The 21,073-nt window shown below is 42.9% G+C and carries 20 protein-coding genes; 4 read left to right on the top strand and 16 right to left on the bottom strand.

What is annotated here, in order from left to right; translation table 11 throughout:
- Window positions 1–302: 302 nt before the first annotated feature.
- From DP73_RS11665 to DP73_RS24200, 3 genes are all read left to right on the top strand, one after another.
- The gene (locus DP73_RS11665; RefSeq protein WP_034599672.1) at window positions 303–749 is read left to right on the top strand and encodes a MarR family transcriptional regulator; all 447 of its coding nucleotides are present in this window, start codon (window positions 303–305) and stop codon (window positions 747–749) included.
- Between the two features lie 14 nt (window positions 750–763).
- Complete coding sequence (locus DP73_RS11670; RefSeq protein ID WP_034599673.1) at window positions 764–2,152, top strand: MATE family efflux transporter; 1,389 nt, start codon at window positions 764–766, stop codon at window positions 2,150–2,152.
- 131 nt (window positions 2,153–2,283) lie between these two features.
- On the top strand, window positions 2,284–2,412 hold the full coding sequence (locus DP73_RS24200; protein ID WP_282432675.1) for a hypothetical protein: 129 nt from the start codon (window positions 2,284–2,286) through the stop codon (window positions 2,410–2,412).
- Here the strand turns inward: DP73_RS24200 and DP73_RS11675 are convergent.
- The 11 genes from DP73_RS11675 to DP73_RS11725 form a co-directional block, all read right to left on the bottom strand.
- On the bottom strand, window positions 2,380–3,876 hold the full coding sequence (locus DP73_RS11675) for a hypothetical protein (protein WP_034599674.1): 1,497 nt from the start codon (window positions 3,874–3,876) through the stop codon (window positions 2,380–2,382). The genes DP73_RS24200 and DP73_RS11675 overlap by 33 nt on opposite strands.
- Before the next feature lie 311 nt (window positions 3,877–4,187).
- Entirely contained in the window at window positions 4,188–5,537 is a 1,350-nt protein-coding gene (gene accC / locus DP73_RS11680; protein ID WP_034599675.1) for an acetyl-CoA carboxylase biotin carboxylase subunit, read from the bottom strand.
- Window positions 5,530–7,131: an AMP-binding protein gene (locus DP73_RS11685; protein ID WP_034599676.1), complete on the bottom strand. Its 1,602-nt coding sequence runs from the start codon at window positions 7,129–7,131 to the stop codon at window positions 5,530–5,532. The genes accC and DP73_RS11685 overlap by 8 nt, the downstream gene beginning before the upstream one ends.
- 15 nt (window positions 7,132–7,146) lie before the next feature.
- Window positions 7,147–8,130: an acyl-CoA dehydrogenase family protein gene (locus tag DP73_RS11690; protein WP_034599677.1), complete on the bottom strand. Its 984-nt coding sequence runs from the start codon at window positions 8,128–8,130 to the stop codon at window positions 7,147–7,149.
- Window positions 8,131–8,144: 14 nt separating this feature from the next.
- Entirely contained in the window at window positions 8,145–9,293 is a 1,149-nt protein-coding gene (locus DP73_RS11695; RefSeq protein ID WP_034599678.1) for an acyl-CoA dehydrogenase family protein, read from the bottom strand.
- A gap of 15 nt (window positions 9,294–9,308) precedes the next feature.
- A complete protein-coding gene (locus DP73_RS11700) occupies window positions 9,309–9,512 on the bottom strand; it encodes an acetyl-CoA carboxylase biotin carboxyl carrier protein subunit (protein WP_034599679.1) in 204 nt (67 codons plus the stop codon).
- A gap of 33 nt (window positions 9,513–9,545) precedes the next feature.
- The gene (locus DP73_RS11705; protein ID WP_034599680.1) at window positions 9,546–10,331 is read right to left on the bottom strand and encodes an enoyl-CoA hydratase/isomerase family protein; all 786 of its coding nucleotides are present in this window, start codon (window positions 10,329–10,331) and stop codon (window positions 9,546–9,548) included.
- Window positions 10,332–10,343: 12 nt separating this feature from the next.
- Window positions 10,344–11,873, bottom strand: coding sequence for an acyl-CoA carboxylase subunit beta (locus DP73_RS11710; RefSeq protein WP_034599681.1), 1,530 nt, complete (start codon window positions 11,871–11,873; stop codon window positions 10,344–10,346).
- A gap of 88 nt (window positions 11,874–11,961) precedes the next feature.
- The gene (locus DP73_RS11715; RefSeq protein WP_034599682.1) at window positions 11,962–12,321 is read right to left on the bottom strand and encodes a hypothetical protein; all 360 of its coding nucleotides are present in this window, start codon (window positions 12,319–12,321) and stop codon (window positions 11,962–11,964) included.
- Window positions 12,322–12,323: 2 nt separating this feature from the next.
- Window positions 12,324–13,679, bottom strand: coding sequence for an acyclic terpene utilization AtuA family protein (locus DP73_RS11720; protein WP_034599683.1), 1,356 nt, complete (start codon window positions 13,677–13,679; stop codon window positions 12,324–12,326).
- Between the two features lie 210 nt (window positions 13,680–13,889).
- Window positions 13,890–14,729, bottom strand: a complete 840-nt coding sequence (locus DP73_RS11725) for a flavodoxin family protein (RefSeq protein WP_034599684.1) — start codon at window positions 14,727–14,729, stop codon at window positions 13,890–13,892.
- A 295-nt stretch (window positions 14,730–15,024) separates the two neighbouring features.
- Here DP73_RS11725 and DP73_RS11730 point away from each other — a divergent pair, with 295 nt between their 5' ends.
- On the top strand, window positions 15,025–17,109 hold the full coding sequence (locus DP73_RS11730) for a sigma-54-dependent Fis family transcriptional regulator (RefSeq protein ID WP_034599685.1): 2,085 nt from the start codon (window positions 15,025–15,027) through the stop codon (window positions 17,107–17,109).
- Window positions 17,110–17,361: 252 nt separating this feature from the next.
- On the opposite strand, the gene DP73_RS11735 is transcribed toward DP73_RS11730, so the two are convergent.
- The 5 genes from DP73_RS11735 to DP73_RS11755 form a co-directional block, all read right to left on the bottom strand.
- A complete protein-coding gene (locus DP73_RS11735; RefSeq protein ID WP_034599686.1) occupies window positions 17,362–17,841 on the bottom strand; it encodes an MFS transporter in 480 nt (159 codons plus the stop codon).
- Between the two features lie 160 nt (window positions 17,842–18,001).
- Complete coding sequence (locus tag DP73_RS11740; protein ID WP_052090623.1) at window positions 18,002–19,024, bottom strand: sigma 54-interacting transcriptional regulator; 1,023 nt, start codon at window positions 19,022–19,024, stop codon at window positions 18,002–18,004.
- A 13-nt stretch (window positions 19,025–19,037) separates the two neighbouring features.
- Window positions 19,038–19,421 carry a PAS domain-containing protein gene (locus DP73_RS11745; protein ID WP_034599688.1) on the bottom strand — a complete coding sequence of 128 codons (384 nt, stop codon included), beginning with the start codon at window positions 19,419–19,421 and terminating at the stop codon, window positions 19,038–19,040.
- Window positions 19,422–19,425: 4 nt separating this feature from the next.
- Window positions 19,426–19,836 carry a hypothetical protein gene (locus DP73_RS11750; RefSeq protein ID WP_034599689.1) on the bottom strand — a complete coding sequence of 137 codons (411 nt, stop codon included), beginning with the start codon at window positions 19,834–19,836 and terminating at the stop codon, window positions 19,426–19,428.
- A gap of 248 nt (window positions 19,837–20,084) precedes the next feature.
- Entirely contained in the window at window positions 20,085–20,996 is a 912-nt protein-coding gene (locus DP73_RS11755; RefSeq protein WP_034599690.1) for a DMT family transporter, read from the bottom strand.
- Window positions 20,997–21,073 lie beyond the last annotated feature (77 nt).

Below are 21,073 nucleotides of genomic sequence, written 5' to 3' on the forward strand. Positions count from 1 at the left end.
TTACTGCCTCTATTTAGACTTAAGTATATTTGACCAAATGATCAATATTATGGCTTAGGTTAAGTATTCGTTGGCGTGATGAATTTTCCTCCTGGTAATATTTGTGTGGAATGCGTATGTCTCATTCCGAGGTTTCTGTTTGCACATCCACCCTCTATTAAGAAGAGGCGCTATGAGTATAAAGAAAAGGCATTTTCTTATTTTATACTTGACGAGGATAAATGTTCGGAGTAAACTAGGTTAGTATTCTTAAAGTTAGTATTCTAACAGTTAGATTTCTAACAAGATTGGTGGTGTAGGCTTTGAATTATTCTGAGACTAGAGAATTACATGATTTACTCTTTAGTTTTATGGATATGTTTCATGAAAAATTCCTTTATTCCTTTCGGAAAAACAATGAAAGTAAAACCGGCATGAAGAAAAATCATGTCAAAATCATTATGATATTATATCGGTTTAAAAATTTGACCTCCACTGAAATTGCTAAGATGTTATATATGGAGAAAGGCAGTGTAACCACTTTAATAGACCAATTGACAGAATCCGGTTTTGTTTTACGTTGCGATTTTGCCAATGACCGTCGAAAGTCCTTGGTTTCGCTGACCGATTCCGGAAAAGCACAAATAGAAATTGTTATTGCCAATCACCTCCAGAGTATGCAGGAACTATTTCAGAATGTCGATTCCGATGAAATGGAGCAATTTGCAGATAACCTAAAGAACGTTGTGAAATTTATGAACAAATTATAGAAGGTGGATTAATTATGAGCAATGAATTAGCCATGGGGAAACAGAACGTTGGCAGTTTGCTTTGGAAATTCTCTCTTCCAGCCATCGTCGGTATGCTGGTGAACGCACTTTATAATATTATTGACCGAATATTTGTTGGCCGCGGAATTGGATCACTGGCTATTGCGGCGACAACAGTAGCCTTTCCCATAATGCTTATTTTGATGGCCTTTTCGATGCTGATAGGAATTGGGGCTACAGCGTTGATCTCTATACGTCTGGGAGAACAGAAAAAGGAAGAAGCGGAAAAAATCATCGGCAACGCCTTAACGATGTTAATCATCTTACCCCTAATTATATCGGTCATCTATCTTCTTTTTTCAGATCCCATTCTGATTCTATTTGGTGCCAGTCCGGAAGTCTTACCCTATGCCAGAGATTTCACGCACATTATCATGCTGGGTTCCGTTTTAGGCTCACTGGGGATGGGCATGAACAACTTCATAAGAGCAGAAGGCAATCCCAGATTGGCCATGATTACACAACTAACAGGCACGTTTATCAACGTGGTGCTAAACTATATCTTTATCTTTAAATTGGGCTTAGGTATTAAAGGATCCGCTTTAGCAACAATATCAGGTCAGATGGTTACGACGTTCTTGGTATTAAGCTATTTCTTTTCAGGACGAAGCATCGTAAAAATCAGGTTGAGAAATATGAAACCTCAGATCGCTATACTAACCAGTATCGTAGCCATAGGATTCGCACCTTTTGCCATGCAGCTTGCAAACAGCCTTCAAAATCTGATACTTAACAAAAGTCTGTTCGCCTATGGCGGAGATTTAGCTTTGTCTGCCGTAGGAATCATTATGAGCGTCGCTATGTTGCTATTGATGCCTGTCGTAGGGGTTAGTCAGGGTGCTCAACCCATTATTGGTTATAATTACGGAGCGAAGCAATATGCCCGAGTAAAAGAGACTTTGCAGAAGGCAGCTATCGCAGGTACTGGGATCTCTATCCTTGGCTTTTTAGCTATCTATCTATGGCCAACACAAATTGTAGGATTGTTCAGTAACAACGATGTGGCACTTACGAACATGACGGCTGAGGCCATGCTGGTATATTTTGCGTTGTGCCCTTTGATTGGTTTTCAGATCATTGGTTCCAGTTACTTTCAAGCCGTGGGAAAAGCAATCCCCTCCATTATACTCAGTCTGTCCAGACAGGTTTTACTGTTTATCCCTCTCTTAATATTCTTGCCAAAATTCTGGGGAATCGATGGCATCTGGAGAACTGCCCCTATTGCAGATGGATTAGCAACCCTATTAACCGCTATCCTAATTTATTTAGAAATGAAACACATTACTAAGATGCAACATGATCAAGCAGCATGCGAAGACAAGAAGATAGATCATGTAGCATAAATCATATCGGGGGCACGGATAATAGACCATCCCCCATAACTGGACGAAGCTGGGCATTGTCTGAAGGCCCGGTCGTCTAAATGAAAATACCCTCCTGCATTAAATCAACGCAGGAGGGTGTTCAATTTGTAGTGGACCTAAAAACAACCTACCTATCCTATCCTGAAAAACTCGCTGCCGCTCTCAGTGATAGTATTGTCGAACTGATCGGAGAACAATGGTCTTATTCAACCTTCGACGATAACCTTACCATTATCTAAAGGAAACACAAAGTCCAAACCCATTTCATCTTTGTACTTATCATAAGTTTTTCGCCATTCAATAGTGTTATCATGCTTATATTTGATCACGACAAGCTCAGTATCATACCAAACGGAAGAGACATAGGCAGGTTGAGGTATACAGTTTATTTCCCTGACAGCAGTAACTATGTAACCGCCGTCCGACGTGGGCCTGATATTCCTTGTAGCATATTTTAAATCTTCAAGACTTTTCTCTTCCTGCCCATTATAATCAACAATCAAGATACTCCCTTGATTTTGTTGTCCTGCCGCAATAATAATATTGATATGTGGAAGCAAAGATAAGACACGCCCCCACAACCCTTTATGAAGGCCGGATTTCAACCACACTCTGTTTCCGTTTTCATCAAGCTTTATTAGAAAACCGCTGCCAAGCGTACCTTCAACGGCGCTGCTCCCCTCATACCCGAGAACATAGACATAACCTTCAGCAAGGCCCAGTTGATTGTAGACAAAGTGTTCATTTTCTTTAGTCTTGACTACCCATTGCAAGGAAAGGTTTACATCAATCCTAGCAACAAAATCAGCAAACTTTCCTCCTTCATGCAGTCCGAAATCTCCATTTTGTGATGTCGTGTGACCATTGATGATCATTCCCAGATCCTTATCATATTTTGCGCCGTCAAGATTTTCAAAGCCACTGCCCCCAAACCCTTTTTGCAGTATGACCTGACCATCTTTAGCCAGCTTTGTAACGACAATATCAAATGCTCCAGTCCTCGTCTGCTTCCCCTTTTCACCCGACCACCTTCCTACCGCTAGGATTTCATCCTTCTCCGTGATAAAAAGATAACGCAGCATATCCCCTAGATCATCGTCAAACTCCTGTTGCCAAAGTTCTTCTCCATTCTTATCACATTTTACAAGGATACTTTTTTCCCATAACATGCCCTGATCACTGTAACGGGGAAATGTCTGCACTGAAAAGATATAACTTCCATCAGGAAAAACCTGCAAATTATTGATCTCTCCCGAGATTGTCGGATACATATAAACCTTGTCCCAGACAAGGTTACCTTCAAGATCCAGCTTTGATATTTTGGGTCTGCTTTTAGAATTATTTTCATTAACCAAACTCGTTGCAAAATTTACTTTATAACTGCAGAGTATCCCATCCTCTGTTTCTCTGACAATCAAACCACCTAAAGAATCAATGTTTATATCCATCTTTATCTCAGGAACCATGCTAGGGTTTATATCTTCCAATTTGACATAATTTGTTGTTTTTCCGCTGATCGTAGCCCAATTATTTTCGTTATTAAAACCATTATGCAAATTCAGCTCTGCCACGGGTAATCCTTCATCAGTATTCTCTGGATCACTCTTACCTGAACTAATTTCAGGCTTGCTGAATGCTAACGATGACCATAAGAAGGCACAAAGCAAGCCAAGCATAAGAACTAATTGTATCTTCCTTTTCAACCTATCATCTCCCTCACAATCCAGGATTAGTAAGCATGAACTACTGACTGCTCCCAGATAATCTCCATAAACGAATTTCGGAAAACAACTCCAGACTATTGCAATAGTTTTGTTTATACTATTGCAATAGTCTGGAGTTGTCAAGAAAAATTTGCATTGCTGCTTTGGAGTTTGATATTTCTCGCTTTCTGAATGTAAGCCTGGCTTAAACTTCCCTAGGGTTTTTATCCTGCAAGCACTTTATTGCTATCATTTCCCGAAAATAAGCATCTGCCTTCATCAGCAGATGCCTAGGTGACAAATATTCATTTTCACGGACTGGATACTAGTATGCATCGTTCGATATAATCCGTATCAACATCCCCCCTAAGGAAATGGGGATTCCCGAGCACTTTCAAATGAAAGGGAACAGTCGTCGGGACGCCTTCAATTCTAAGATTCCTTAAGGCCTTTTCCATTTTTCCGATAGCTTTTTGCCGGGTTTCTCCCCAAACAATCAGCTTGCAAATCATAGAGTCATAATAGGGTGAAATAACAGAGCCCTGATTGACAGCACTATCAACGCGAATTCCATCACCCTGGGGAGCCTGATACGCTTTAATAGTACCCGGCGAAGGCATAAAGTTCTTCTCCGGATTCTCAGCATTAATCCTGCATTCAATCGCCCACCCGGAAATCAGGATGTCTTTTTGTTCATACCGTAATGGTTCTCCCGCAGCCGAACGAATTTGTTCTTTTACGATATCAATTCCAGTGACCATTTCTGTAACCGGGTGCTCTACCTGGATTCTGGTGTTCATCTCCATAAAGTAGAAATTATGATCCTTATCCAGCAAAAATTCTACCGTTCCAACGCTCGAATAATTCACTGACTTGGCTGCTTGAACCGCCGTTAATCCCATCTTCGCTCTCAATGTCGGTGAGATTACGCTGGAAGGTGCTTCTTCCAGTAATTTTTGATGGCGTCGTTGCAGCGAGCAATCCCGCTCCCCCAAATGCACAATATTCCCCTGCTTATCTGCCAGAATTTGAAATTCGATATGGCGGGCTTCTTCCAGATATTTTTCTAAATACAGTTCCGGATTACCAAAGAACATTTGCGCTTCTTTTTGAGCGTTCTGAACTGCCTCAGTTAGTTCTTCAGCATTTCGGGCAATCCGCATTCCTCGACCGCCGCCACCGGCCGAGGCCTTGACCAATATTGGATATCCAATCTTCTCAGCCCTGTCTGCCATCTCTTGATCGGTGAGCACATCACTGGAACCGGGTACTACCGGAACACCTGCTTCTATCATTGTCTTGCGGGCTTTTGCTTTATCGCCCATTGTTTCCATGGCTTGGGCTGACGGTCCAATAAACGTCAATCCCAATGATTCACACGTCTCAGCGAAACGGGCATTTTCTGCTAAAAAACCATAACCCGGATGGATTGCATCGGCACCCGTTTGTACGGCAGCCTCCAGGATATTGGAGATATTAAGGTAACTCTTCAAACTCGACGCCGGGCCAATGAAAACCGCTTCATCGGCCTCTTTAACATGCAAAGCCGCCCTATCCGCTTCAGAAAATACGGCAACGGTTTGTATCTTTAGTTCTTTACACGCCGTGATCACACGCAGAGCAATTTCTCCGCGATTTGCGATAAGAATTTTATTAAACATCTCGTCTCCTCTTCTCAAAGACATCATCCTGAGAGCTTTCCTGAAAATGATCTCTGTACTTTTCTTTTATCTGAAATTTCTGAATTTTTCCGCTAGAATTAATCGGCAATTCCTGCACGTAAATAACATCCTTCGGAACCTGGAACTTTGCCAAGCGCTCTTTACAATGTCCGATAATTTCCTCCTTGGTGATGTTTTCTCCGGGCTTAGGAATAACAAAGGCCGTAACAGCCTCACCCCAGCGAAGGTGGGACAGACCTACAACGACTGTATTGAGTACTTTTGGATGAGCCATAATTACGGATTCCACAAGAATTGAAGGAACGTTTTCTCCCCCAGATTTAATTAGGTCCTTTTTTCGATCGACGAAGATAAGCAAACCATCTTCATCAAGCTTGCCCAGGTCACCTGTGTGGTGCCAGCCAAAAGCTCTGGATTGATTCGTTTCCTGTTCATTTTTCCAGTATTCCACCATGACCGACGGACCCCGATGAACAATTTCTCCGACCTCGCCTTTGCCCAGAATATTCCCTTCATCATCCATGATCTCTGTATCGATGATCAGACTCGACTCGCCCCAATAAGGTCCGAACTTTACTAACTGATATTCCGGCTTAAAGGATAAGGTCGCCGGACACATCTCTGTCTGACCGGTAGCCAAAGCGAACTCGGCATTAAAATACTCAATACCTTTCTTTAAGGACACCTCGTCCATAGGGGCTATGGCATAGAGACAAAAACGGACGGTCGTGAACTGTTCAGGTTTAACGTAAGGCGAGGCCATAATTGCCCTGTACATCATGGGCAGCAAAAAGACCCAGTTAATCTTTTCCCGAGCCACCGACTCAGCAAATTGTTTCGGATCAAATCTCCGGAAAATCACCTGAGTTCCGCCCATATTAAGACAGGAGAAACTCAAGATAAATTGAGCAATATGAAACAAGGGAAGAACAGAAGTGGTCACATCCGTTGAATTAAGTTTTAGTTCTAAAGCATTGGCCAAACTCGTCGTAAAAATACTGAGGTTCGACTGTACCACCCCCTTGGGTTTTCCGGTGGTACCGCTAGTATATATGATTAAAACGGGGTCACGGTCTGCTATGAAGACCCGAGGTTCGATGGCTGTCTCGCTGATACAATCTTCAAATCTTGGGTACTTCTCCACGTCTCCTTCCAGGATCACTATGCGACTCTGCCAAGCAGGACTTTGGGGGAGATCTCCCAGTTTGGGTAACAAAATCTGATCGACGAAGATGAACTGACTCTCTGAATGCTCAATAATGTAATGGATATCCTCAACTGACAATCCGAAATTGATAGGAACCCAAACCAAACCAGCTTTAAAGATTCCAAAATAACAGGTTATGAAGTCTATGGAATTAATACCAAGGACTGCAACTTTGTCACCCTTTTGCAAACCCTTAGCCAGAAGATAATTAGCAAAGCGGTTGGCTCGCTGGTTTAAATCCTTGAAGGTAATGGCATAATCACCGTCGATCAAAGCCACTTTGTTTGGACACTTACGGCTTACCCTCCTTAAAATATCCCCTGCAGCTATTCTGGAAATCAGATTATAATTCAGATCCCCGTCCATCTCCAGTCCTCCCTTCTATTTTCCATAGAGAATCAATAACATTCCATCCCGCCAAAATCTTTGCACCGGGTATTCTCGCATATATCCGCTCCCGCCGTGAACCTGCAAGGTAATGTCAGTTACCTGCTGTAAATAATCGAACCCCACTTGTTGGATTGCTTTTCCCTCTCCTGTAATCTTGTTTCCCCGGGAGAAGTACTCGGTTAATTCTGCGAAGGCAATGCTCACCGCTTGATATTTGCTGTAGGCATCCGCCAAATAGTGTTTGATCACTTGAAAATCCCAAATTTTTTGGCCGAATTGTGTTCTCTCTTTGACGAACTTATAGCCTGCCTTCAGGGTCATGTCCATCAGCCCCAGGGCACAAGCAATGGTCAGAAAGCGTTCAAGATCCTGCACGGTCTGGAAACCTTGTTTGCTTAGCTTCCCCAGGTAGATACTGCCTTGGAGCTGCTCCCCCTCTCTGGCCCATCGAATCTCTTTCAGACCGGACCACCCAAATCTCTCCACAGACTGGCTGCCTTCAGGAAGCGTTGATTGAAGGAAAACTCTAAAACCCTTATCTTCATCTCTATCGAGAATAAAATACTTCTCGTCCGGTGAACAGAAGGATAGAGGGTAGATCCTATCGCCGGAGGAAAGATTATGCCACGGCCAGTTTACATAGGTCTCGCCCTTTACGATACTCGCTGCCAACCTATCCTTTGCTTCACTGAAACCTTCAAGTTCATCCAGCACCGTCAGATTTACGGCAAGCTGCCAAAGAATGGCCAGGGCTAAGGAAAGATGGCTGCTTTTCGTAAAGATTTGTGCCATATTCTTAAGGAGCAGGGGCTTATCAACCTCCTCCAGCCTGATCACCTCTGTAAAGCCCAGCTCAGCTAACTTCTTATACGCACTCTGAAAGTAGTCCCAGGAAATTTCCGTTTGCTCAGTTAATTGCATTTCGCTTTTTACAAAGCGCTCCAATGTCTCCTGATAGATTGACGCTTCACTCATGGTTCCGCCCTCCTTTAGGCTAAATTAAGATCTTTGGCGATCACTTCTAACATGATTTCATCCGTACCTCCGCCAATTCGATACACGCGGGAGTCACGCCAAATTCGTTCGAAGGGATTGTCCTTTTTTACACCCAAAGGTCCTGCCAAAAGGAGCAATTGTTCAGCAACCTGGTAGGCCAATCTTGCGCAGTAATATTTAGCAATAGAGACGAGCTGGGTATCATATTGGCCATGGATAAATTTCTTGACAAGGCCATAATTAAACAGTTTGGCAGTCTCAACCCTCGCCTTTAGCTGCTTAATCTCTTGAGCGGCCTTCTCCGCGATGCTCTTCCAGGCGGGATCTTCTCTGGCTAGTTCATCCCACCTTTCCAATAAGTAACCGGCATACCCCATGGCCCCTGCCGCCCCAATCAGTCGTTCTCCCTGAAGTTCCCACATGATTTCATAAAAGCCTTTACCCTCTTGTCCTAACAAATTTTCTTCAGGCACCTCTACATCTTCAAAAGTAAGCAGAGCCGTATCCGAAGAACACATTCCTAATTTGTTAAGTTTCTTGCTCACAGTTACTCCCGGTGAGTCCAGATCTACAATAATCAGGGAAACTCCCTTAAAACCCGGTCCGGGATTTGTTCTGGTCACTAAAACGATGTAGTCTGCCGAGGGACCATTGGTGATAAAGGTTTTACTCCCATTAATCACCCATTTACCATTTTTCTTAACCCCTCTGGTCTTGATTGAGGCGACATCAGAACCGTGATCCGGCTCAGTTATTCCGATGGCACCTAATTTTTCCCCTTGGATCGCCTTCGTAAAATAGTTTGCTATCTGGGCCGGTGTGCCAAACTGCAGAATAGGCGGGTTGGCCATATCTGTCTGAACAGCTATTCCTAAAGGGAATCCTCCCGCTCCACATCGTGCTAATTCTTCCATTAGAATAATGTTCATAAAATAATCTCCGCCGTATCCTCCCACTTCTTTGGGGTAACGCAGACCAAGAAAACCCCTCTTTCCCATTTCCCGCAGGACTTCTTTAGGAGCGCAGCCCTTTTCCTCCCAGTCGTTAATAAAGGGAGAGATGCATTGGGCCACAAAGACTCTAATTTCTTCGCGCAACCTCTCATGTTCTTGGGAAAAGTAGGAATTTAAAACATCCTTCATAACTCCACCTCGCTTTTATTCAAACAACAACTGACCCTCTTGAACAAAATCTTCTACTTGGCAGACTACTTTCATGATAAGCCCAGGAGCTTCCGCCTTGACGTCAATCAACATCTTCATGGATTCAATAACCGCCACCACATCTCCGGCTTTTACCAGATCACCTTCTTTGACCCGTATGTCGTTAATGATACCACTCATATTCGCCAGGATTTTCATGGTTTCTACCTCCTTGAATTTGCTTATCCACCCTTAGACTCCCGTAAAGTTTGCCGGTCGTTTTTCCATAAATGAGCTGATCCCTTCTTTTAAGTCCTGACTTGTAAAAGAAATGATTCGGTAAACCCCCATGATTTCCATCATCTTCTCCAGGTCAGCCTCTCTGTTTAAGTTATGAATCTTTAACCCCAGATCCATGGTTAATGGACTTAAACGAGCATAGCGCCTGCCAAACTCCCAGAGAGTGCGTTCCAGGGTTTCTCCAGGTACGACCTTATTGACTAAGCCGAACTCTAACGCTTGCGCGGCAGTAAACTTTTCTGCTGTTAACATGAGTTCTAAGGCTTTCTTACTGCCCACAGCTTCCTTAATCATGGGATAAATTACGAAGGGAGCCAGGCCCAGGTTAATTTCTGTAAGTCCAAAAACCGCTTCATCAGAGGCCACCGCCAGATGCCCGGCAGCTACTAATCCTACTCCCCCTCCGAAAGCAGCTCCATTGACTCCGATGATCAATGGTTTATGCAATTCATGGATACTCTTGAAGATTTCCAAGTTCTTTCGCAAACGCACATAATGTTGGGCGGGAGAAAGCTCTATGTCCTTCTCAAAAGCCTTTAAATTCCCTCCGGCCGAAAAGGTATCCCCCATAGCCGATAACAAAATAACTTTAACCTCATCCCGTTCATTTAAGCTTCTTAAGAGTGCGGCCAGTTCCTCGGCTAACTCGTCACTTAAACTATTTTTCCGCTGGGGATTGTTAAGCTTCAAAAAGACAATCCCCTCTTTTTCTTCATATAGTAGGTTGTCACACCTCATATCCTCACCTCTTTACACCGGATGAATGGGATTGTTCTTCTTTGGCCATACTCGTTCTTTGCCCCCATAGGCTTCTAAACGATAAGACAGTTCTTCCCTAATCCCTTCGAAACCAATGATTTGATCCACAATCAGCTCGGAGGCCAAATCATAAATGTTGATATTGTCCGCATATTCTTCCTTCTTCTTATTCACATAGGCCAGTCTGGCCTCCCCTTCCAACTCGGCAATTTTGTTGGAATAGACAGCTTTAACCGCGGCTTCCGGACCCATTACCGCAATGAGAGCTGACGGGAGGGCCAGCACAGAATCTGTCCCAAAGGCGGGCCCGGCCATAGCATACAGACCCGCTCCATAGCATTTGCGCACAATAAGGGTGAGTTTAGGAACCGTCGCTTCAGAAACTGCTGAAATCATCTTGGCTCCATGCCGGATGATTCCCGCCCGCTCCACCTGAGACCCCACCATATATCCCGGTATATCCGCCAGAAAAACCAAGGGAATATTGTAAGCATTACATAACCAAATAAACCTGGCTCCCTTATCCGAGGAATCTACAAATAATGTCCCTCCTTTAACCTTTGACTGGTTGGCAACAATCCCGGTCACCTCTCCCTTGATTCTGGCCCATCCTGTAATGAGCTCTTGGGCAAACAAAGCTTTATACTCCAAAAAGCTGCCCTCGTCCACAATCCTCTCGATTAATTCCTGCATATCAAAAGGTTGATTCTGGTTATGGGGAATTATTTCTGAGACGGGTCTACCCTGACTGGGTTCCTCAGCACCGGACCTCGCCGGTTTTTCCAGGTAACTTTGAGGCAAATAAGCAAAATACTTCTTACATAGTTCAATGGCCTGAGTGTCATCTTTAGCCAGAACATCCCCAAGCCCGCTCACCGTGCAATGCATGCGCGCTCCTCCAAGTTCCTCCAGAGACACCTTTTCCCCGATAACTGCTTCCACCATCCGCGGAGATCCTAAAAAGGCACTGGCTTTTCCTTCCACCATGATTACTAAATCACTGAAAGCCGGGACATAAGCGGCACCCGCCGGAGAAGCTCCAAAAAGAATCGTGATTTGCGGAATAATCCCAGATAATTTCACCTGATTGTAAAAAACTTTGCCTCCGTGATTTCGGCCGGGGAATACTAATTTTTGATCAGTAATTCTAGCTCCCGCTGAATCAATGAGGTAAATAATCGGGAGCTTCATAGCCAGGGCTTTCTCCTGGAGAAGCAGGATTTTTTGTACAGCCTTTGCCCCCCATGACCCAGCCTTGACCGTAAAGTCTGCGGCAGAGAAACAAACCTGCCTGCCGTTGATCCTGGCCATTCCTACGATATTAGCATCTTCCGGAAGCTCAGGATCCAGGCAGTTACTAAAGGTCCCTTCTTCGACAATCGATCCCTCATCAAAGAGTAACTTTAGCCGGTCACGGACAAAGAGCTTGTTTTCTTCTTTGAGTTTCAGATGATACTTTTCCGGTCCTCCTTTATGAATTCTCTCCACTTCCTTTAAATATTTGGCCTGTCTTTCATCCATGGTTATCTCCTCGTTTCTTATAAGGTCTTGGTGCCGCGCCAGAGGCATGGCAGGCTACTCTGAAAAATCTAACGACCTCAGAGGTCCCTCAGGAGTGAGGATACCTGAAGCACTTGGCCCCCTGCAAAATATGATCCGGAACATCTATCTTCATCCGCAAAAGATTAGAGCCAAAGCATTTTCCCAGATTATCACTGCGTAATGATTGAGATGCGCCCCCAGCTAAAGCCCCGTCGATTAAAAACTTAAGAGCTAACACATTCTCCATTTCAAATCTTTGTACCGGCCCCGCGGCCATAGGTTTAAAGTGTTCAAAAACCTTTTCCGCGGTGATTTCCACTTTAAACACTTCAAACATTTCTTTATTCTGAGCAAATAGGGATATATCGCTGCAATCACCCTTGTCGCCCGATCGCACTTGGGCTATTTCGCAAAGTTGAACAATCATTCTTACACCTCCTCGACGGATATTTTAACGAGAGGTTCAATTTCCTCTCTCGGAATCAAGGCAGTTTTTTGACCAATTAATTCCCTTATTGAATGCATCCCACCCAGGCCGCTGGCATGGGGTGGTCCGTTTAGGGCCAGAGCAGGAAATTCTCTGCCTATCTTAGCTGCCTCGTCTTTACTACTTGTGCGGACAGCAACCCTAAGCATGACCTCATTGGTTTCATACTCCGGTTCTGGGGCCAGAGGGCCATGAATGGAGTTAAGTCCGATATATTCGCTGTGTATTTCTTCATAGTTAATACCCTGCATGTCAATTCGTTGTCGCAGGATTTCTTCGGCTTTGCGAGCTTTTGGCAGAGCATCAGGCCATGAGTAAGTAATACTCCCCTCTCCAACAAATCCAGCAGTATAACCTAAGATGGCTTTGAGGGTTGGGGGCTTAGGTTTTCCCGTGGCTCCGCTTACTTTGACCTGGTCAGTTCCTACATTCTCTAATTTAACTGTGGAGAAATCGACGATCCCATCAGGGGTAAGGTAACATGTAGGATCGTGGATCTCATAGAGAAGCTGCTCTTTTACCGTATCAACACTTACCATCCCCCCGGTATTTCTAGGTTTGCTGAAAATAAATTCTCCGTTTTCATAGATTTCAGAAACAGGATAGCCGAGGTTTCCCAGCTTATCGACCTTCCACCACTCACCGCTAAAATTTCCACCTGTCGCCTGTCCGGAGCATTCCATAAGATGTCCTAGGACAATTCCTTGGGCAATTTTATCCCAGTCATCTTCCTGCCAGCCTAATTCATACATTGCCGGGCCAAGAAATTGTCCGCTATCCGTAGTTCTGCCGGTTATGACAATATCAGCACCCGTTGACAAGGCTTTAGCAATTTCCTTTCCGCCCAGGTAAACATTAGCAAAGAGAACCTTATCCCATAAGCCGCCATGTTCCGCGCCTATATCTCCTAAATATCCCTTGTCACCAAACTCTTTAAGACGATCCAGGATATTGTCCCCTTCGACTACAGCAATCTTCAGATCCGACAGACCCAATTTTTTAGCAATCCCCTTGACAGCTTCCATGGCCCCCAGGGGGTTAATACCCCCGCAGTTGCTGATGATCTTAATTCCTTTTTCTTTACAGATGGGCAGCAAACTAGTCATTAAGGGAAAAACATCTTTGGTGTACCCGTCCTTGGGGTTCTTATTCTTTGCCTTTTGCAGGATCGCCATGGTCAACTCGGCTAAGGAATCACCACAGATATATTTGACATCTCCATATCGTGCAACATCAACGGCGGAAGTAAATATATCCCCCCAAAAACCAACCGAAGCCCCAATCCTAACTGACTTCATAATCAACTCCATCCTTTCACCCGATTAACCAATTCTGAGTTAGAAATTAATTTTGCTTAAGCTTAATGCTTGTTATGCCAATCTATTTATGCAATTAATATGCCAGAATAGTATGACTATTATGGCATATTAATTGGCCTTTAATCTCACTTTAACCCAGGCTGACCCCCCTACCCCTTTACATTTGTAAATTAACAACTGTAAATAGCGTTAAGTAGGTGGTGTTAACCACTGTCCCTGATTTTTATATCTGTTGCGAACGAGTTCCAACTCTTTGCGCCGTGCACCAAACTCCTGAGCCTTCTCCGGAAGCCACTTTTGAAAATGTCGTTTAAGTTCTTCGTATCCAAGCCTCGCTCCACTAGGTCCATATTCCCAGCTTAGACCAGAATCATTAATGATAAGGTTTGCTTCTTGACCACAAATTGGACAAACAGACAGGTCAGGCTTGGGAAACTTCCAAAGATCCGACCAGCAGGTTGGACACTGACCATTTTCTGCTCCACGTTTTTCCCCAAACAGAGCTTTCCCTAATTGCCGAATACGAGGAAGGGCACCAGCTGCCTCCACAGCCTCGCCGGGCAAGGCACCAATAAACATATGAGCATCCTTTACATCTAAACCAATACTGCGAGTCATCATGACAAGTGCGGACATGGTATACCCTTCCCACTCTTTTATCCCGGCGGTACCAATAATCACGCAAGGTTTTCCCCAGAAATCGTCTAACAATTGAGCCAAAGCAATGGTTCGATCACTTAATAATTTAGTAATAGCGGCCGGCCCCAAGACATAGCAGGGGGAAGAGACAATGACTCCATCTGCTGCTTTAATTTTATCCGCCAAATAATACAAATCATCTCCCAAAGGGCATAATTTTTCCGGGTTAAGACAAGCATAGCAACCTTTACAGGGTTCCAGTTTTAAGTCAGGAAGCCTGATCAACTCCAGCTGATAGTTTTCTTCAACTGCCTTACAGGCTTCCTTCAAAAGGATCTCTCCATTAGCAATTTTTCGACGGGAAGCTATGATCCCTAAAATCTTCTTCATGGACTCTCTCCTTTACTTAATTTACTTCCTGCTTACAAGCAGACATCTACTAGGGGAAGACTCACTACTTGTGCCTTTTAAGATATGCAAATTCAATACCAAGTGGTAAGTTCTGTCATCTTACCTGCTCTGGCGCAGCTAATCTCCTGAAAAGACTATAACACAAATATTGTCTTAAAACCGAATATTCAGACAATAACCTTGTCTTCTTAACCTTTTTGCGTTAGAGTATATTTGACAAAGGACTTGCTGCTCAGCCCAAACTTGTAGAAGCAACAGGAACGGGGTGGCCTTAATGTATACATCTCTGGATTTAATAACCACAGACTTTATCAAACTTAGGCCCCAATCAACGATTAGAGAGGTTCTTGCCGCCTTTATTGAATATCGTTCGGATATTGCCTGTGTTGTAGATTCCCGGGAACTGCTGATTGGAATCACTACAAAATATGTAATATACCGCTCTCTCCTGGCAGGAGCAACCTTAGATACTACCATCGATGGATTGTATCTCAGCAATGTCCTGACTCTGAACTCAGATGAAGATTTGCACAGTGGTCGTCAAAAGCTCCTTCAGGCCAATGTTGCCCATGCCGTCGTGTTGGATGAAGAAAAAAAAATCCTTGGAGTAGTCACAAAAAGCGATCTAATCCAAGGATTCTTTCGGGAACGAGATGTGTTTATAGAGCGTTTAAATTCGATAACTCAAAACATTCCCATTGGGATCATTGTCGTGGATAACAATAAGAAAGTTATTCATTCCAATAAAGCAAGTCATGAGATCTTAGGACTGACTCATCACAACCTGAATAATCAACTGCTTACAGACTGTTTTCCTGAACTTGGTCATTACTTAAAAGAGATTTTTCGGACGAAAGAAAAACTTATCCTCAATAAACTCGCGCTTAGGAATTTGAATTGTTATGTAACCATGCTTCCTTTAATTGAGTCTGAAAAGATTGACAGTGTCTCCATTATATTTCAAGAATTATCTTCCTTAGATAATATTGCTCTGGAATTAAAAACTACCCAAGGACTCATTAACACCCTGCAAACAGTTTTAGAAAATGCCTATGATGCTCTGGTCATTACTGACCTGCTAGGAAGGATTAACTTTAACAGTAAAAGCTTTTCCGAATTATTAGGGCTTAGCCCTTCCAGGATACAAGAACAGAAAATTGTTGATTTCATCCCCGTATTAGCCCATAAAAAACTTCCCCTGCTCCCCGATGATTACTCAGAAGTAATATTGATTAATAACACTAATTGTCTGGTCTCTATCCATAAAATCATCTCCAAAAAGGAGATTTATGGGTATATCTTCAAGATAACCTACAAACCGATTGATCATCTTAAGACCTTACTTTCCCGTCTTCAAACCTTGGAATCAATGGTTGATACCTCTAAATTAATGGCAGACAGTGCAATTGATGAATTCAGTTGTTTAAAGAAGATTATTACCGCTAATCCCTTAGTTAAAAATATCAAGCGAGAGCTCCCCATCATTGCTAAAACCAATTCTACGGTTTTGATCCTTGGGGAGAGCGGTACGGGTAAAGAATTAATTGCCAATGCCGTTCACGAACTATCCAACCGCTCCGGAAAGTTTATCAAGATTAATTGTGCCAGCATACCTGCTGACCTCCTGGAATCCGAATTGTTCGGCTATGAAGAAGGAGCATTTTCCGGTGCTAAGAAAGGCGGAAAACCCGGTAAATTTGAACTGGCTCACAAGGGAACTATTTTCCTTGATGAAATTGGAGATCTCCCCCTGGCCCTTCAGGCCAAACTACTGAGAGTTTTAGAAGATAAATGCTTTGATCGAATCGGAGGTACGAAACCTCTCAGCGTTGATATCCGGTTTATTGCCGCCACCAATAAAAATTTGAGAGTGTTAATGACAGAAGGTAAATATCGGGAAGACCTCTTTTACCGTCTCAATGTCATAAATTTTGAAGTTCCTTCTTTAAGAAAGAGACGCGAAGATATCCCCTTGCTCATCAAGCATTTTTTAAATGTTTTCAACGCCCAGTATCAGAAAGAAATAATGGAAGTTTCCCAGGACATCATGAACTCCCTTCTCAACTATAATTGGTATGGTAATGTCAGAGAACTCATGAATGTAATTGAAAGAGCTGCCATCTTATGTGAAGAGCCAATCCTATCAAATAATTACTTTGATAGAATCGACTTTCCCCCAACTGAAAGTTTACCAGAAACCACTCTCCCTGAATTAAGTCCCGAAAAACATATGATTATCAGCCTGCTTAAGGAGCATAACAACTGCAAATCAAAAGTTGCTGCCCATTTAGGAATCAGTCGAGTTACCTTATATAAAAAACTCAGGAAGTACGAGATTAAGTCAACTCCAGATTACTGACTTCATGATTGGGACTGGGAGTCGTTTCCGTTTCATACGGCCAGCTATTGATACCGCCTAAATCATAGACATTGGCATAATTCATATTAGCAAGTGCCTAAGCAGCAACAGCGCTTCGATTACCGCTTCGACAATAAACGAAAATGGCTGCATCCTTGTCTTTAAGCTTTTCCATTGCCTGTGTCTCGATAGTCTCAACCGGGATTAACAAACTTCCGGGGATGTGCTTCTCTGCGTATTCAGCCTCAGACCTTACATCCAGCAGAATGATACCTTTTTCATTTCTACTATAAATGAGGTTGACCCGCCCCATTCACCTCCGGTAGAAACTCCTTGGAGCAACCTAGCTAATGTAAGTAACAAAGGTGCGAAAATTCCGATTGAGGCATAAGGAGGAATAAGCCCGATAGCAAAAGTGGAAAAGGCCATAATCAAAATCGTTATAGATAGGGCTTGTTTGCGTCCGTATTTGTCTCCAATGTATCCAAATATTATTGCACCAAGTGGACGCATTACAAAACCGACGCCGAAAACCACAAATGTTAACAACAAACTGGTTATTGGATCCTTACTAGGGAAAAAAGCTAATGAGATAATGGGTGCTAAGGTGCCGTATATACCATAATCGAACCATTCCATGACATTACCAACCGCGCCTGCGGTAACAGCCCTAACCCTCCCCGATCCTCCTTTTACTTGGATTTGATTGTCCTGAGTAGGAATGTTTTCCAAAGTAGTAGCCCCCTTTATAATAATTTGTAAATTGAGATTGCAAGAAGTATGCCAATTTAAAATAGTCTAAATATTAGGTATTATCTTGGTTCAGTCAAAAAAACAGGTTGTAATAGGTTAAATTCTCTTAACCTATTACAACCTGTTGGAAGCAGAAAACTTAAGATTCTAGGTAATGAAGTAACCGTTCACCTTCAGAGGTAATAAAACTTCCCCTTCTGCCTGAACTACTCTTAATACATCCAAGCTTCTGCAAGCTCTCCAAACGTGTCCGTACTTGCTGTTGAGAAAGATGAATCCCCTTAGATTCGAGCTTCCTCTGAAGGGACTCTCGTCCGATACGTTCCCCATTTTTCTTCGCTTGTATCAGTTCCTGTAGCATAGCTAGGAAGTCCCGAACATTCCCCATTGCACTCAACGACTCCCAAGCAGATTCGACGACTTCCTCCATACTCTTAAGGGTTGCTCGCTCAGTTAAGCGATAGAGGGTTTGGTTAAACAATTCAAAACCTTCGTGCTCATCTTCTCCTAACTGCGTGCAAAACCTAATTATTTCTTTTAATTCACGAACATTTCCTGGCCAATCGTAAGCTAGCATTAAATTTAGTGTGTCAGGGGTAATTTTAGTATTCTTTTTATTGTAACTCGAGAAAAAGTACTCACCCAATTCCATAATATCATCGACTCTGGTACGCAAAGGTGGAATTTCGAGTGGGGATACACATATCCGGAAATAAAGATCTCGGCGGAAAGAACCTTCCTTAACCATCTTATTGATATCTTGATTAGTAGCCGCGATAATTCTAAGATCGATAGGGATTATTTTTGCTCCGCCAATGCGCCTTATTTCTTTTTCTTCTAAAACCCGGAGTAATTTCACTTGAATATGCGGTGAAATTTCACCGATTTCATCCAAGAAAAGAGTACCCCCGATCGCAAGCTCGAACAATCCGGGTTTGCCCGCTTTTTGTGCGCCCGTGAAGGCACCTTCTTCATAACCAAAAAGCTCACTCTCAATTAAGGTTTCAGGCAAGGAAGCTAAATTAATGGCGATGAACGGTTTATTTTGTCTCCAGGAGGCATTGTGGATAGCCTGTGCTATTAGCTCTTTGCCTGTTCCGCTTTCCCCTAATATCAAAACAGGAAGATCCGTTGTTGCAATTTTCTGAGCCGTATGAATCACTCTCTTCATCGATTCAGATTGTGCTATTCGCAAGGTATCCACTGTTCCGATTACTATTCTGACATTCTAAGGTCTTTGTCGCTTCAGTGATATGTTTTAAAATAAGCATAATTCCATTTAATCCAAGATCATCGAAAAGCGGAGTCTTCGTCACTAACATTTGAGTATTATTAATTTTCCATAGTTTGTTGACTTCTGGTATCCCATTAGCAGTAATAGACTCGAGATCTAAACCTGGAATAATGTGAGGAAGAGGTTCATTTGTTAAATCCTTATCCAATGGCACTTTGAGTAAAACTTTAGCGAAATCATTACAGGATATGATTTTTAGATGGTGATCAATAGCAATAACCCCGTCACTAATATTGTCCAAGACGATCTGCATCTGCTTATTCATTTTCTCATTCCAGGTGTAATTGCCACAAGGGAAGATCAATGCCTGGATAATAAGGGAAGAAATTAAGATGGGATAGCCCCATTGTTTGAAGGAGTTCAATGGTTTCTTCTGTAGACTCTTTAAAGTTATTGACTACAAATACTTTAGTGCCTTCCTTTAACTCGAAGACTTTATTCAGCTGAGTAATATCCAGTGTTCGATGGGCTACAATGACTTTCTTATGAGTCAATTCTTCAGCTAGCTCCCGAATCCCGAAAAAAGAAACTAGGCAAAGGTCACATTCCAATGGTACAGGAGATTGTTCATCAAGACAGTATCCAACCACAGAAACGAGTTCTCCTAAAACATCATTAATTTGAGACAGAAAGGTCTTAAATACGGAACGGCTCTTTGTTATGAGCCCTAATCTCGTCATTCCGGCTTCCCTCCTTTGGGTTTTCGTCTTAGATGTCTATTTGGCTTAACTTCTAAAACTGTTTACAAAGGTTGGAGTTATACCTAAGCTTTGTAAATTCACTTAATATTCAACATTCTCCATTAATATTTTGCTCGTTCCCAAAAACAGTACACTAGTTTTGCCTAATGTTTTTAAAATTATTCCCTATAACAATGCATCAATATGCTGCTTTCAACCGTTGACGTTCATAACCCTAACCTGAACAGCTAATCACTTGTGCTTCGAAAATAGGACCGCTCAAATCTATGATTCAACATTCCTGATGTTAGATATACTCCCAGGAAAACGAGCGCTCCGCCAAGGACCTGAGTTCCCGTAATTCTTTCTCCCAAAATCCAGCTAATAATGGCAGTAAAGACAGGGATTAGATTCAGAAATATCCCCGCTAGGCTAATTCCAATTGCTCGAATGGACATATTCCAGAAAATAAATGAAAACACTGACGGAAAAATTGCGATGTAAAGAATCCCGGTCATTGTTAAGGGGCTGATCTTTGTCACATCGATCCCCTGCGCGATAGCAAACGGAGCCAAGATTAACGTTGCAAACACAGCGGATACTGCCGTAGAAGTGATAGGGGGAACGCTTGTCAGGCGCCTTCCAATAATCGAGTATAGAGTCCATATAACAACAGCTCCAAGCATGAATACATCTCCCTTGTTATACTCATGTTGAAGTAACTGTCCAAAATTGCCTTGTGTTATGAGCACGAAAGCTCCTATCAGGGAAAGAACAATCCCTGAAGTTTGAAGCCATGTTATTCTTTCACGGAGTAAAAAGACAGAAAATAAGACGATGACAGCAGGGTTTAAGGCGCTAACTAACGCGGCATTCGTTGGCGAAGTGTACGCTAGGGCTGAATAAAGAACCAGGTTGTAACCGATGCTCCCCAATACTCCCATACCTATTAAAGGTATCCACGCCTTTTTTACTATCTGCCATTTCGGTTTTTCAAGAAAGTAAGCGATCGGAATTAATAAAAGTAAGGCTAACAGCCACCGAGAGAAGGTAATCCAAAGCGGTGTCATCTCCATGATTACATACTTGCCAAATACATAGTTCCCCGCCCAAAATAAAGTGGTTGCAACAAGTAACAGCCAAGCTCGATATTTACTCATATTAACCCTCCCTCACTTAGCCCTTGTTCTTGTAGTTATTTGAGATAAGTAAAGCAACTGGAGGCTTTCGCATCGAC

The organism is Desulfosporosinus sp. HMP52 (genome assembly GCF_000765145.1).
Lineage (GTDB): Bacteria > Bacillota > Desulfitobacteriia > Desulfitobacteriales > Desulfitobacteriaceae > Desulfosporosinus.

Coding starts and splice junctions, on each gene's coding strand:
- DP73_RS11670 (WP_034599673.1), top strand. CDS start 764: ATGAGCAATGAATTAGCCATGGGGAAACAGAACGTTGGCAGTTTGCTT.
- accC (WP_034599675.1), bottom strand. CDS start 5,537: ATGTTTAATAAAATTCTTATCGCAAATCGCGGAGAAATTGCTCTGCGT.
- DP73_RS11685 (WP_034599676.1), bottom strand. CDS start 7,131: ATGGACGGGGATCTGAATTATAATCTGATTTCCAGAATAGCTGCAGGG.
- DP73_RS11690 (WP_034599677.1), bottom strand. CDS start 8,130: ATGAGTGAAGCGTCAATCTATCAGGAGACATTGGAGCGCTTTGTAAAA.
- DP73_RS11695 (WP_034599678.1), bottom strand. CDS start 9,293: ATGAAGGATGTTTTAAATTCCTACTTTTCCCAAGAACATGAGAGGTTG.
- DP73_RS11700 (WP_034599679.1), bottom strand. CDS start 9,512: ATGAAAATCCTGGCGAATATGAGTGGTATCATTAACGACATACGGGTC.
- DP73_RS11705 (WP_034599680.1), bottom strand. CDS start 10,331: ATGAGGTGTGACAACCTACTATATGAAGAAAAAGAGGGGATTGTCTTT.
- DP73_RS11710 (WP_034599681.1), bottom strand. CDS start 11,873: ATGGATGAAAGACAGGCCAAATATTTAAAGGAAGTGGAGAGAATTCAT.
- DP73_RS11715 (WP_034599682.1), bottom strand. CDS start 12,321: ATGATTGTTCAACTTTGCGAAATAGCCCAAGTGCGATCGGGCGACAAG.
- DP73_RS11720 (WP_034599683.1), bottom strand. CDS start 13,679: ATGAAGTCAGTTAGGATTGGGGCTTCGGTTGGTTTTTGGGGGGATATA.
- DP73_RS11725 (WP_034599684.1), bottom strand. CDS start 14,729: ATGAAGAAGATTTTAGGGATCATAGCTTCCCGTCGAAAAATTGCTAAT.
- DP73_RS11730 (WP_034599685.1), top strand. CDS start 15,025: ATGTATACATCTCTGGATTTAATAACCACAGACTTTATCAAACTTAGG.
- DP73_RS11745 (WP_034599688.1), bottom strand. CDS start 19,421: ATGAATAAGCAGATGCAGATCGTCTTGGACAATATTAGTGACGGGGTT.
- DP73_RS11750 (WP_034599689.1), bottom strand. CDS start 19,836: ATGACGAGATTAGGGCTCATAACAAAGAGCCGTTCCGTATTTAAGACC.
- DP73_RS11755 (WP_034599690.1), bottom strand. CDS start 20,996: ATGAGTAAATATCGAGCTTGGCTGTTACTTGTTGCAACCACTTTATTT.